Raw genomic sequence first — 13145 nt, 5'->3', positions numbered from 1 at the left:
TTTTCGAACTGTCCAGCTATTGCAAGTACCGCTGTTTGACCTACTGATGTCGCCAAATTGCGGTTTTTGAAAAAATCCTGACATGAACTTGATCCGGCTCTCTGAATTGAACGCGGATTTGCGGTGTTCAATATGGTAATACGTATCTGACCACACAGGAGGGCACGACGTGCCAGACAAGACGATCCGCACCCGCAGGTGGATTCTTTTCGGCGGCGGGGCCGCCGTTGCAGCGGGTTTTGCGATCCGGGAATACCGGTTGATCCCGCCCAGCTATGCGGGTGAGCATCTCAGTGTGCAGGCGGCGCATGAACAGGCCGTGTCGGGCGACGTGCTGTTGCTGGATATTCGAACCCCGCGCGAGTGGGATGCGACAGGCGTGGGTGAGGGTGCCTATCCATTGGACATGCGCCGTGATGATTTTGTTCAGGCGCTGGATCAACTGACCGACGGCGACAGGTCTGCGCCTATTGCTCTGATCTGCGCGCGCGGGGTTCGGTCCGCGCGGCTCAGCAACCGGCTGAGCGAAGCAGGCTTTACCAATATCATCGATGTACCCGAAGGGATGCTAGGCTCGGCCGCAGGGCCCGGTTGGGTCCGGTCGGGGTTGCCGGTTGGAACTTATGAGGAGGCCGTTCAATGATCCGCGCCGCCATGCTGGCTGTCGTGGCCACAATCGCCGGGCAGTCGGCCCATGCCGCCTGCGCTGATCAGGACGGTGCCTGTAGCACTGAAATGGGCGAATACCACATCGAACTGCCTAAGGCGGAAAATCCGCCGCTGGTAGTTTTCCTGCACGGCTATGGCGGCAGCGGAACCGGTACGATGAAGAACCGCGGCATGGTCAAACCCTTGTTGTCGCGAGGCTATGCGGTGATGGCGCCCGAGGGGCTTGAGCGCGCCAATCGCCCCGGTGTCAAAAGCTGGAACTTCTATCCCGGCTTCGGCGACAGGGATGAAACCGCCTTCCTGACCGAGGTTGTTCAGGACGCCGCTGACAAGTTCGGGATTGATGCCGAGCGGGTTATTCTGGGTGGTTTCTCGGCCGGTGGGTTCATGGTCAACTATCTGGCCTGCGATGCGCCCGAGACGTTTTCGGCTTATGTGCCCGTATCAGGCGGGTTCTGGCGACCTCACCCTGAGGCCTGCGAAGGGCCGATCCGAATGTTTCACACCCATGGCTGGACCGACAATGTGGTCCCGCTCGAAGGGCGTTTGCTGGGCGGTGGCCGGTTCCATCAGGGTGATATCTTTGCTGGGCTGGAAATCTGGCGCATCGCCAATGGCTGCGTCGATACCAAACCCAGCGGGTTTTCGACGACCGGCCCTTTTATGCGCCGGTATTGGAGCGGCTGCGCAGATGGCAGTGCACTGGAATTTGCGCTGTTCCCTGGCGGACACACGGTGCCCAAAGGGTGGGCGGACATGATGGTGGACTGGTACGAAGGCCTGCCCGGCGGCTGATCACTCTGCCGGGGTCATTACGCCGCGCCCTTCGATCAAGCGCTTCAACTCGTCTCTGTGACGGCGGGCCGAGCGTGTGATCGCGGGCTCCTTCACATCCTCTTTCATCCCGACCATGCGGCGCGCAGGGCCCGAAGACACTCCGCTGAGTGCAGAAAGCGGGATCGCGAAGGCTAGGCTGATCGCTATCGGGGCCAGCCAGATCGAAACCAAGCCGGACAGTATCCCGACGCTCAGGGCGACGCCGCTCACGGTCTCTACCACGTGGCATAGGATCAGAGTGCGCAGCCCATAGCTGCCCCCGTCGCGTGCCTGCGGGGACCAGCCCTTTTGTACACCGAATGCGGTGCGGAACACGGCGATCATCTGTTGCACCATCAGGATCGGCGCGTAGAGGATCGACAGAATAACCTCGGACAAAAACGAGGTCAGGAATTTGAAGCCGCCGCCAAAATCCGAATAGCGCACACCGCTGAGCGGCAGGGCTAGAACGCCCAGCACCTTGGGGGCCAGCAACATGGCATACATAACGAGAATGATCAGCACATGGCGGGTTTCCGACATCTCGGGCCATTGCGGGAACAGTGGATTGTCGGGGCTGAAATAATACAGGACCGAGGCGTCCTCACCCTGACCGATCAGCGCCCACATCACCAGCAGAGCAAACCATAGCGGCGACATCAGATACCCGACCGCACCGTGGAACATGTGGAAACGAGACACCGCACGAAACCCGGTCGAGCCCAGCAATTTCAGGTGTTGCAGGTTGCCCTGACACCAGCGCCGGTCCCGCAGTGCGTGGTCGATCAGCGTAGGGGGCGTCTCTTCATACGACCCGCGAATACGGGGCAGGAAGCGCACGGCCCATCCGGCACGGCGCAGCAGGCCTGCTTCGACGAAATCGTGGCTCATGATCAGCTTTTCCTGACCATTGAAGGCGCGCAGCTTGGGCAGACCCGCGCTGGACGCAAAGGCACGGGTGCGGATGATGGCGTTGTGGCCCCAATAATTGCCTTCTTGCCCGCACCAACGGGCCAGACCTTCGGCAAAGGCGATGCCGTAGACGCCGTTGGCAAATTGCTGCATCCGGGCAAAGACCGATTGCGCGCCGATTAGCTGCGGGTAGCTCTGGATCAGACCGGCACCGGGGTCGCGTGCCAAAGCGTCGGTCAGGCGGGTGATGGCACGACCGGTCATCAGACTGTCGGCATCCAGCACCAGCATCGCATCCCAATCAGCCCCCCAGCGGCTGACCCAATCGGCGATATTGCCCACCTTGCGGTCAGTGTTTTCAGGACGACGGCGGTAATACAGCTCAAGACCCGGCGCTAGGGTCGTGCGCAGAGCCTCGACACTGGCCTGTTCTTGCGCGGCGATCTCGGGGTCACGCGTGTCGGACAGGATGAACATGGCATAGTGATGCTGTCCACCGCGCTTGCGCAGGTCTTCCAGCATGGTGCGGGCATTGCCCAGCACGTTCCACGGCACCTCGTTATAGACCGGGGTCAACAGGGCGACGCGCAATGGCTGTGGACGGCCTTCGCGTTTCGGCTGTTCCTGCCGCGAAAGGGACACCATGCCCAGCAGCACGGTGCAGACCGTGAAAGAAATCCAGAAGAAATTGAACGAGATCAGCGCCAGCAGGATGCCTTCGATCAGATTGATCCCTTCGGCCCCGAACCAGTCGGACATCACCCAAAGCAGCCCCAAAGTGGCCGCCATCGCAGGCGAAAAGGCCAGCGCGCGCCAGAACCCGGCCGAGGCGCGCTTGCCATTCGGTACCTGTGCATCCCGAAACCCGGCGCTGAAATCCTGCGCGGGCATCGCCAGAGGGGCCTCGGGCGGCATGATATGCAGATCGCGGCTCATGTGGTCCAACGGTAGAGCCACACCTCAGAGGCGGGCTGTTTGTCCTTCAGAAGCTGTGCGCGCAGCTCCACGTGGTTCCGCTCGCCCGGCTGGAACGAGAATGCCAGCCGCAAGCCGCCGGTATCGGGATTGCGTTGCAGCACGCCGTCTGAGGTCTCGGCATGGGGCGAGTCAACAAAGATGGTCATCGCATCGGGGTCATCGAACAGGTCCGAGGCCTCAAAATCGATCACTGCCAGACGTCCTTCGCCGAAGGTATTGTCGCCCATCGCGGTGTTGATCACGCGTGGCATGGGTGTGCGCTGGGGTTCTTCGCCCCAGATCAAACGATAGGACATGTCGATCTGGCTGCCCGCGGCATAGGGCTCGGCCGGGCGCCAATAGGCGACGATGTTGTCGTAGATTTCCTGATCCGCCGGAATCTCGACCAGCGTCACGGTGCCTTTTCCCCAATCGCCCTTTGGTTCCACCCACAGGCCGGGGCGCTTGTGATAATTCGCCTCAAGATCCGCATAGTCCGAGAACTTGCGTTTCCGCTGCATCAGGCCAAAGCCGCGTGGGTTCGTATCCACGAACGACGAAATCTGCAGGCGGGTAGGGTTGGCCAAAGGCCGCCACAGCACCTCACCCGCGCCATTGCGAACCATTAAGCCATCGCTGTCATGAACGGCGGGGCGGAAATCGTCAAACCGGCTGTGGTTGGTCTGGTCAAACAGGAACATCGAGGTGCCGGGCGCGATGCCCACATGGGGCAGCTCTTCGCGGGGGAAAAGTGTTGCTTCGACATCCATGATGCAGTCGGCCCCGGCGGTGACGTTGAACCGATAGGCCCCGGACACGCTGGGGCTGTCCATCAGCGCGTGGACGACCATGTTGCGCTGGCCGGGTTTGGGGCGTTCCAGCCAGAAGCGGATAAACTCCGGGAACTCCTCCCCATCCGGATCGCCGGTTTTCAGGGCCAGACCACGCGCGGACAGCCCGTAAACCTCGTGCAGACCAATGGCGCGGAAATAGCTGGCGCCTTGCCAGACGCAGAACTCATCGGTCTTACCGGGGCGGTGCATTTCGGTGCGAAGGCGCAAGCCCGAGAACCCCAGCGTGTCGTCGATGGGCAGGGTCGGCACGTCTTCGGATTTGTCGAACATCGACAGATCGAACGTAACCGGGGTGGTCATCCCGTCCTCGACCGTTGAAACCTTAACAGTGCGCGGGAAGTACAAGCCCGGCGTAAAGAAATCGACATTGAACGGCGTCTGGGTTTCGTACCACAGCGCACGGTCCAACCGGAACCGGATCGAGCGATACTGCTGATACGTCAGGTCCTGCCATTCCTGCGGAACCATCTCACGCTCAGCATAGGGTTGGCTGGCCAGTTCCCGAGCCAGCGCGATCACATCGTTGCGGTCAAAGGGGACCTCGCCCCCGGCTGCAAAGGTGGCCGGAGCGAAAGCAAGCGCCGAAGTTGAGGCCAGAAATGCGCGACGTGTGAAATTCATTTTTTAGACTTCCAAGGCTGTGACTTGAACCAACCGGCCAGATAGGCCACGCCGATGATCATGGCAAAGCCAATCATGTTGGCGATGAAGACGCTGGCAACATCCCGCCCACTCAGGTCCAGTCCAACGCCGATCAGGCGCGCTGCTGCCATGGAAAAGACGAAAACCGCCAGCGATTGCTGCCCGACCTTGGTGATAACGGTCAGCAGGAATTCCCACACTTTCGCAGCTGCACCCTGACCGGTTGCGATCAGGCGATGGCCATGCTCACCCGCGACGACCCAGCCCAGATAGGCCAGTGAGAGGAAGTGGACATAGCGCAGCAGGCCAAACTCGGTCTTGCCCCGCAGTTCCGAGGTCAAGGGCCAGCCCTTGCGCAGCACGGCACCCAATTCAGGCGCGGCATTGTTGATCCAGGTAAAGACCTTCCAAGATCCAAACGGGGCCGACAGGATCAGGAACAGCACGGCAGCCCAGATCAGGGTTTTCGATACGGGCGGGGCAGGGATCCACCCGCGCATGAAGGCAAAGCCGGTAAAGAACAGCAACTGCCAGCCGAAGGGGTTGAAGAACCACTGACGGTCCGACCAAGGCTCGGCCGGTAGGGCCAGCGCGCCAGTTTGTGCCACCAGCCAAATCGCAATCGACGTGGCGGCCACGGCCCAGAACCCGACGCGGTATAGGCCCATGTAAACGGGCATCAGCGCCAAAACCACCAGATACATTGGCAGGATGTCAAAGTAGTTCGGCACGTATGTCAGCGTGAACAGACCGACCATCTGTGGCGCAGGATCGTTGAAGAAATGCTGGAGGTTCAGCGAGGAAATATATGTTTTCTCGAAGAAACCTGTCTGGTCCAGCGCCGCCATCGACATGGCCACAAAGAAGAACAGGCAGATATGCGCCCAGTAGACCTGCCAGATGCGGAACGCCACGCGAGCCGTTCCCATCCACCAACCCTTGCGGGCAAAGGCCCCACCAAACGCAATGGCCGAGGCCATCCCCGAGCAGAATACGAAAATCTCGGTTGCATCCGAATAGCCGAACCGCGCTGGAATCCATCTGGCCCAGGGGTCGTTCGGGATGTGTGCGATCAGGATGATGAACATCGCGATGCCGCGATAGAAATCCAGCCGTGGGTCGCGCACGCGGGCAGGGGCGGCTACTTGAGCTGCCACAGGCGCAAAATCAGAAGCGGGCGATGCTGTCGCCATACGTGTTCTGTCCTTCTTTGGTCTTTTTGTTTTTGTTATTCAGCCGGAACGCTTTGTGCGTCTCCGTCATCGCGTGCCGCGTCGATCAATGCGCGGCGCGCAAGGGCGTAATTGTCCTCGCCACCGGCTCGTTTTGCGCGGCGGTCATCTAGGATGCGCTCGACTGCATCCAGACGCCCGGCGCGCAGGCCGGAATCAATTGTGATGCGCTCGAATACATCACGTTGCGCGTGACTGCCACCTGCAAGTTGCATTCCGTCACGTGCTGTAGAAAGGAAATCAAAGGCTTGGCCGTACAGGCCGTCGCCAAATGCTTCCAACCCTTTGGCTGCTGCAACGCCCGGATCGGACATGCGGATCGGGGTGTCGCCCTGATTACGCTGGGCGTCTTTCTGGATGCGTTTCAGCATCTTTCCGGTCGCCTCGTCCCGGTTATCGCCAGTGAGGGCCAGGAGATAGTGCAGGTCGGCAAAGATCAGGCAGCCGTCTTCGGTGCGATTGGCGCTCAGGTCGGCCAGTTCTTCCCAACGATTGCCGACATTTACCCCCTCAAGCTCCAGACGGGACAACAACGAGGTCGCGTTCGAGATATCGCGGTAATCGTCGGTCTTGTCCTGACGGATGTAGTTGTCATAAAGCTCCATCACCTGATCGACCTGTCCCAGATCCAGATGCATCAGTGCTTTGTGCCACCAGACATGATAGCGAAAGTTGTTGCAATGCGCCCAGGCGTCCTCGCGCCCGGCCAGCCAATCCAGACCCAACTGTGCGTTACCGGTCATCTCATGCACGTGGGCCACCGCGTGTAGGCCCCATGCGTCATCTGACACCATCCACAGCGCCTGACGGCCTGCAATCTCGGCCTTCTCATAGGCGCCGGTTTCTTCCAGCGCGAAAGAATGGCAGCCCAACAGATATCCACGGCCCGCGTGATCAGGCTCATACGCCGGCATCACACGTTCGATCGAGCGACGCATGCCTTCGGCGTCGCCCAGAACAAAGCGGGTGGCATGGCTAAGCTTCATCGCCAGCGAGTCTTGCGGATGGGCGCGCAGGATTTCCTCGAATTTCTGAACGGCTTGCGAGGGCAGATCGGCCAGATACAGCTCCAACGCCTGCACATAGAGGCGTTCGCGTGCGGTTACCGGTTGACGCTCCATCGCGGCATTGGCCGCGGCCAGAGCTTCGACGGCGACTGGCATCATCTCGCGGCGGCCCAGCAGAACCATGAACAGACCTTTGATCGCATGGCCCAGGGCAAAATCGGGCTCAAGCTCCAAGACTTTTCCCAGATGCTGAGGCGTCACCGCCGCATGCGCCATGAACCCGAGCAGCACGCCATCCCATGCCTCGGCGCTTGCCGAATGGCTCAGGGTGTTCATCTGTCCGAAAACGTCTTGTTTCATGCTCGTGGTCCGATCCGTTGAGAATTAGTACATTATTCGACTTACCAGAGACTCTAGCGGGGTCGTATCAGTATCGACCGACCTCTCGAATTGGTGAAATGCTGTGTGTGCAAAACGTGAAAAAAACCGCCGATTCAACGGCATGTTTCAGCAACATGCCGCCGAATTAGGCATTGTGTTTCAGTCTTCAAACGGGTTTTCGGCGTTCAGAACGGCCTGAGTGTCCGCGCCAAAGGTCGGTGGAGCACTGCGATATGTTACAGGCGTTTTGGACAGTTTCAGTGGATTTCCGATCAGATTCACCTGTGCCGGGTCGGCTTGCATGGCGATCTGCATCTGCCTTGCGGCGACCTGATCGGTGGCAAAAACCTGATCCAACGTCTGCACCGGGCCCACAGGCACTTTGCGCGCCTCAAGCTCGGCAATGACGGTTTCAGTGTCATAGTTTTGCACGGCTGGGCGCAGAATTGCATTCAGCGCATCACGATGTTCCAGACGTGATGGGTTGGTCGCGAAACGGGGATCGTCCGCCAGGGCAGGCTGCCCGATGAAGTCACAGAACCGTCTAAATTGGCTGTCGTTGCCAACCGCCAGGATCACGTGCCCGTCTGCCGTTTGATAGACGTCATAGGGCACGATATTCGGATGCCCATTTCCGCGCCGTTGAGGGACGTCGCCAGAGGTCAGGTAATTCACGCCCTCATTGATCAGCCATGCAATTTGCGCGTCGACCAACGCAAGGTCGATCTGCTGGCCCTCACCTGTTTGATCCCGGTGACGTAGCGCGGCCAGAATACCGACGGTCGCGTACATGCCGCACATCACGTCAGCGATGCCCACGCCCACCTTCATCGGCGCGCCTTCGGGGTCGCCGGTCAGCGACATGATCCCGCCATAGCCCTGCGCCATCAGGTCATACCCGGGTTTCGATGCGTTCGGCCCATCCTGCCCATAACCCGAGATCGAGCAATAAACGAGGCTGGGAAATTCCTGCGACAAGGTTTTGTAATCCAAGCCGTATTTCGCCAGCCCGCCGGGTTTGAAGTTCTCGATCAGAATGTCCGCGTGCGAGGCGATGCGTCGGATTTCCGCCTGACCCTCGGGGGTGGTGATGTCGATGGCAACAGATTTCTTGTTGCGGTTGGCCGACATGAAATAAGCGCTTAGGTCCGATGCATTCCCATCTGCGTCCGTCACATAAGGTGGACCCCACTGCCGAGTATCATCGCCGCCGGTTGCCGGGTTTTCGATCTTGATCACGTTGGCGCCCAGATCGCCCAGCAATTGCGTGCAGGTCGGTCCTGCCAGAATGCGGGACAGGTCCAGAACCTTGACGCCCGTCAGCGGCCCCTCAGATCCGGCCATCATAGCCTCCACGGTCGATCTCGGCGGCGATGACGGTAAAGCTGTCGGCCTTGACCGCCGCGTCCAGCGCCGCGCGCAGCTCCTCGCGGTTGCGCACCGTGAGGCCGTTTCCGCCGAACGCGCGGCCCATGGCGGCAAAGTCGTGGCGGTGGAAATCCACGCCCGTATTGCCCATCTGGCGCTGGCGCTGTTTCAGCTCGATCAGCGCAAGGCTTGCATCGACAAAGACCAGAAAGATTGGGTTTCCCCCCATCTCGGCTGCTGTCGAAAGCTCTCCGGCAACCATCAGGAACCCGGCATCACCCGAGAAGCTGATCACAGGGCGGTCGGGTTCGGCCAGTTTCAGGCCAATCGCCATCGGCACGGCACAGCCCATGGTACACAGGGCCGAGGATTGGATCAGACCGCGTTCCTCGGAGCAGTCCCACATCTGGCTCAGCAAAATACGATGCGCGCCGCTGTCGGCGGTCGCCAGCGTGTTGGCGGGCAGGGCAGCACGGGTTTCGGCGATCACCGCCGCGGGCCCCCAGTCGTCATCCGTGGGAAACGCCTGCGCCAAAGCGGCTTTGACTTGTGCGGGCTCGCCGCCCGGCCATGTCTTGCGCGACGGGGTGCCTTTGGCAATGGCCTCCAACGTCTCGCCCGTGTGCGCGACCAGATTCAGCCCCGCCTGATGCATGTAGTGGTCATTGGGCACGGCCGAGACGTCGATCACACGCTTTTCCTCAGGGTCCCAGATCTCACGCCAGCCGGGGCGCATTTCGATCGGGTCATAGCCCAGACACAGCACCAAATCGGCCTGTTCGACCAGCGGAACCAGATGTTTGTCAGCCAACGGCGACAGGCCCGCGCCGCCCAGGCACAAAGGGTGATCCTCAGGCACCACACCCTTGGCCTTGTAGGTCGTCACGAAGGGGATGTCGAAGTGCTCCAGAAATGCCTGCACCACATTGCGCGAGTCGTCATAGAGAACATCCAGCCCGACAATTGCGATGGGCCGTTCGGCCTGAGACACCCAACGGCGGGCTTTCTCGACGCAGTCGCCTGCGGGGGACACAGTGGCAATCTTGGCGCGGCGGCGCGGTTTCACGCCCGACACGCGGGTATCCGCGACCGAGATCGGCACGTCGATATGCACCGGACCGGGGCGCGGCTGATTGGCCAACGTAACCGCCTTATCGGCAATAATGTCTGCGCCTTTGGCGGTCAGTGTAAACGTCCCCTTGGTGATTGAGCGATAGACCTGTGCGTGATCCATTACCTGATGGGTATAGGTCAGCGCTTCATCGGCATCGACGCATCCGGTCAGCACGATCATCGGCACACGGTCTTGCAAGGCATTGGCGACCACGTTGATCCCGTTCATCGCACCGGGGCCAAGGGTGGCAACCAGAATGGCAGGCGCGCCATCGCGGTGATGCACGGCCTCGGCCATGAAACCGGCGGCGTTTTCATGCTTGGTCAGGTGAAAGGTGATCCCGGCCTGTTCCAGCGCATCGACAAGGGTCAGAACCTCACCACCGGGCATTCCAAAGGCGTGGCGACATCCGGCCTCGTACAAACGTTGGGCCAGAAGGTCCGCTGCGCGGGGCGAGAGGTCTTGCATAAGTCATGCTCCGAAAAACTGTTTCACAGCAGATTGCGGAGGACGGCCCCAGACGCAAGGCGGATCACGCCAGTGTGACTATTTGACTGCTGTTTCAGCCACAGCCTGAAACTTGCCATCCAGCTCCTCAGCGATCTCGCGCAGGGGGTCTCCGCCCTCATAGACATAGGGCGCGAAGACAAAGCTGGGAGTCTTGTAGGACAGGGTGGCGGTGCCGTCCTCGTTCTCGGTGACATAAAAGCGGATCGGCGCCTCGATCATCGCGTTCACTGATGTTTCCAGCACGCGCACCGCATAGTCGTTGTTGAAGGCACCAATGACCCGATTGCCGGGGATAGTGATCCCGCGCGATGCGGCGGCGTTGGTCGGGCCTGCCTGCGTGACGACGATCAGACCATTGGCTTTGATGGCATCCTTGGTGTCGGCAACCAACGCGTCGTAACTTTTGTCGGTTGCGTAGCTGGCCCAGCCCGACAGGGGCTCGTCTGACAAAGCAGGGGTCGCAATCAGGGCAATCGCAGTCCAAAGGGCTTTCATCTGGGCCTCCTGTTTCGGGGTTGCGACAGTGATGCCAGAAAGCGGGACAGGGCGCACTCACAATCTTGTGCGTTTTCTCGATTGCGCCTGCGGTTGGAAACCCTCAGAAACAGGCAAATGCCACCCGATGAGTTCCGAATTGGATCAGATGCGCCTGTTGATATGTTCGTCCTGTGCCGGTGCCCGCGATTGCGGAGCCGAGGTCAAAGCTGTCGAATCCGCCCTGACCCGCGCGGGGATTGAGGGGCGGGTTTCGGTCGATCAGCACGCCTGTTTCAGCGGATGTGCAGAACCCGTGGCCATCGCGCTGCAGGCCGATGGCGGGGCGACATATGTGTTTTCAGGGGTCGATGTCGCTTCGGACGCCGATGATATCGTGGCGACCTGCCGGACCTATCTGGAAAGCCCCAAAGGCTGGATCGAAGACGCCCGGCCTTGCGGGCGGCTCCGGATGTGTTTGCGGGCGCGTATCCCGGCGCTTTAGTCGACCTGTAGTGTGACCGCCGCGCTGACGGGGATGTTGTCGACCATCAGCGGGCTGTGGCTGTTTGCGTTCAGAGAGACCGAGACTTCGACTTCGCCCTGCGGCAGATGGTCGATATGCATCCAGTTACCGTACAGCCGGGCCAGTTTCTCTCCATTTACGTAGACATGTGCATGCCCCTCGCCGTCGACATCGGTCTTTGAGGCATTTTGTGGTGAGAACCGAAAGTTCTGCGGCATGACATGCAGGTTCCAACCCGCCATAGGATCGGGCGTAAGAGCGATCTCAAGCCCCGGAGCATCAGCGCCAGCAGGCAGGTTGATGGCAGTCGAATGATCGTGTGCGGCTGCCTCGGCGTGAGATGAACTGTGATGTGCAGGATCGCCATGGTCATGGCCGTCGAAAGTAACGCCATTTGCAGCCGCAACCACAAATCCTGCACCACTGCCAAAAACTATGCCGATTGCAAACAGGGCAAGTGAGCGTGCCATTTTATGTTCCTTGATGGTAGTAGCAAACACGCCGAGCTGGTCTCGGCGTGTTCATAAGCGTGCTTGTCAGGCCGCAGCTTCGGCACGCTGGCTTTCATATCGCCAGAAGTACCCGGCGAATGCCCCGACCAGAACCCAGGCTACCAGTCCGATGCCAAAAGCGCGTGCGGCAAACAGCGCGCCGATCTCGGTCGGAACGGGGCCGGTGAACACGTCCGGCTCGGGCGCGCCGATCAGATGTGGGGCCAACAGCAGAGCGGCTGCGATCACATAGCTGATCAGGGTGCCGCCAAAGGCAATCAGCCACATGGCAACACCTGCTGCTGCGACGGTCGCAAACCACCAGATTTGACGCGCAGCGACATCGGCTGCTGCCACGCCGGGCACTTCTGGCGCGAGCGAGAATCCGGGTGCGAGGTGCACGGCAACGAACCCCGCAAGCCCCCACAAAACGCCGGTGCGCCCGTCAATCTTGTGGCCGTTGCCCTCAGCCACGGACATCAGCGCAATCATCATCAGCGCGTAACCGGTATAGATAAGCATCGTGAAAATGACGCTCAGCGCATCGCGGAACAGGTCTGAGAACATTCCCGGCAGCTCGGGGTGAGCACTTACGACGTCACCGCCGAAATGGACCAATTCGCCTGATTCATACAGTTCCGCGTGCAGCAACACAGGTTGCACAAAGACCAACTGCAGCAAGGCGGCAATCAGCCCCGCTGCAGCACCAGCGAACAACGCGCTGGTCAGGATACGGCTAAACATGGGTTTAGTGGCAGGGGAAGCCGGTTGCGTGACGCACGTCATGGGCTGCGTCATGCAGGGCAGCGGCCTGAACGTGGCCAGTCACCGAAATGATGCCAAGACCCAGAACCACAGCGAACATGACCGGCAGGATACCAGCGCGCGAGGCGGTTTGTGTTTGTGTTGTCATTTTCAATTCTCCTGTGCCGTCGCACCCGACGGCCGGTGTTTCAAATCACGCCTGGCAGGTCTCCTGGCTTGCGGGTCAGGGCCTGTGCTCGCCTTCCCCCTGAAAATTCAGGAGTGGCTGGTTGAGCAAGACTCACCGCTTACAGTCGCGGGGGCGGCTGTGGATTGGATCAACTCGGATCGCACCACATTCCCTCTTAGCTCGTCGCTGTGAACGACGGGACCAGACGGGTTCATCTAGCCTTCAAAACCCGCGTGGCGCAATCACCATTCGCGACCA

13 protein-coding genes and 1 riboswitch are annotated in these 13145 nt (G+C 60.3%); of the genes, 3 read left to right on the top strand and 10 right to left on the bottom strand.

Going from position 1 to position 13145, the window contains the following annotated elements; all coding sequences use genetic code 11:
- The first annotated feature begins 169 nt into the window (after positions 1–169).
- Both ACR0C5_RS03450 and ACR0C5_RS03445 read left to right on the top strand, forming a co-directional pair.
- Positions 170–643: a rhodanese-like domain-containing protein gene (locus ACR0C5_RS03450; RefSeq protein ID WP_480874562.1), complete on the top strand. Its 474-nt coding sequence runs from the start codon at positions 170–172 to the stop codon at positions 641–643.
- Entirely contained in the window at positions 640–1464 is an 825-nt protein-coding gene (locus tag ACR0C5_RS03445; protein ID WP_480874559.1) for a CE1 family esterase, read from the top strand. The genes ACR0C5_RS03450 and ACR0C5_RS03445 overlap by 4 nt, the downstream gene beginning before the upstream one ends.
- Here the strand turns inward: ACR0C5_RS03445 and mdoH are convergent, their stop codons facing one another.
- The 7 genes from mdoH to ACR0C5_RS03410 form a co-directional block, all read right to left on the bottom strand.
- Complete coding sequence (gene mdoH / locus ACR0C5_RS03440; protein WP_480874556.1) at positions 1465–3333, bottom strand: glucans biosynthesis glucosyltransferase MdoH; 1869 nt, start codon at positions 3331–3333, stop codon at positions 1465–1467.
- Positions 3330–4829: an OpgD/OpgG family glucan biosynthesis protein gene (locus ACR0C5_RS03435; RefSeq protein WP_480874553.1), complete on the bottom strand. Its 1500-nt coding sequence runs from the start codon at positions 4827–4829 to the stop codon at positions 3330–3332. The genes mdoH and ACR0C5_RS03435 overlap by 4 nt, the downstream gene beginning before the upstream one ends.
- A complete protein-coding gene (locus ACR0C5_RS03430; RefSeq protein ID WP_480857679.1) occupies positions 4826–6043 on the bottom strand; it encodes an OpgC family protein in 1218 nt (405 codons plus the stop codon). The genes ACR0C5_RS03435 and ACR0C5_RS03430 overlap by 4 nt, the downstream gene beginning before the upstream one ends.
- A 35-nt stretch (positions 6044–6078) precedes the next feature.
- Positions 6079–7449 carry a tetratricopeptide repeat protein gene (locus ACR0C5_RS03425; protein WP_170770208.1) on the bottom strand — a complete coding sequence of 457 codons (1371 nt, stop codon included), beginning with the start codon at positions 7447–7449 and terminating at the stop codon, positions 6079–6081.
- 180 nt (positions 7450–7629) lie between these two features.
- A complete protein-coding gene (locus ACR0C5_RS03420) occupies positions 7630–8814 on the bottom strand; it encodes a CaiB/BaiF CoA transferase family protein (protein WP_480874551.1) in 1185 nt (394 codons plus the stop codon).
- Complete coding sequence (locus ACR0C5_RS03415; RefSeq protein ID WP_480874548.1) at positions 8801–10420, bottom strand: thiamine pyrophosphate-binding protein; 1620 nt, start codon at positions 10418–10420, stop codon at positions 8801–8803. Before ACR0C5_RS03415 ends, ACR0C5_RS03420 begins: the two co-directional genes overlap by 14 nt.
- Positions 10421–10498: 78 nt before the next feature.
- Positions 10499–10957: a DUF302 domain-containing protein gene (locus ACR0C5_RS03410; RefSeq protein WP_170770214.1), complete on the bottom strand. Its 459-nt coding sequence runs from the start codon at positions 10955–10957 to the stop codon at positions 10499–10501.
- Positions 10958–11084: 127 nt separating this feature from the next.
- Between ACR0C5_RS03410 and ACR0C5_RS03405 the strand changes: the two genes are divergently transcribed.
- Positions 11085–11441, top strand: a complete 357-nt coding sequence (locus ACR0C5_RS03405; protein ID WP_480857669.1) for a DUF1636 family protein — start codon at positions 11085–11087, stop codon at positions 11439–11441.
- Here ACR0C5_RS03405 and ACR0C5_RS03400 read toward each other — a convergent pair.
- The 3 genes from ACR0C5_RS03400 to ACR0C5_RS03390 all read right to left on the bottom strand — a co-directional run bounded on the left by ACR0C5_RS03400 (position 11438) and on the right by ACR0C5_RS03390 (position 12866).
- Positions 11438–11932 carry a hypothetical protein gene (locus ACR0C5_RS03400; protein ID WP_170752354.1) on the bottom strand — a complete coding sequence of 165 codons (495 nt, stop codon included), beginning with the start codon at positions 11930–11932 and terminating at the stop codon, positions 11438–11440. The genes ACR0C5_RS03405 and ACR0C5_RS03400 overlap by 4 nt on opposite strands.
- 66 nt (positions 11933–11998) lie before the next feature.
- The gene (locus ACR0C5_RS03395; RefSeq protein WP_480857667.1) at positions 11999–12697 is read right to left on the bottom strand and encodes a CbtA family protein; all 699 of its coding nucleotides are present in this window, start codon (positions 12695–12697) and stop codon (positions 11999–12001) included.
- Between the two features lie 4 nt (positions 12698–12701).
- Complete coding sequence (locus ACR0C5_RS03390; RefSeq protein WP_170770220.1) at positions 12702–12866, bottom strand: CbtB domain-containing protein; 165 nt, start codon at positions 12864–12866, stop codon at positions 12702–12704.
- Positions 12867–12902: 36 nt separating this feature from the next.
- A riboswitch (cobalamin riboswitch) is annotated at positions 12903–13108 on the bottom strand.
- Between the last annotated feature and the right edge of the window lie 37 nt (positions 13109–13145).

The organism is Ruegeria sp. N8, from assembly GCF_056531325.1.
The sequence above is the reverse complement of the archived record's forward strand: the minus strand, read 5'-3'. Positions and strand labels throughout refer to the sequence as shown.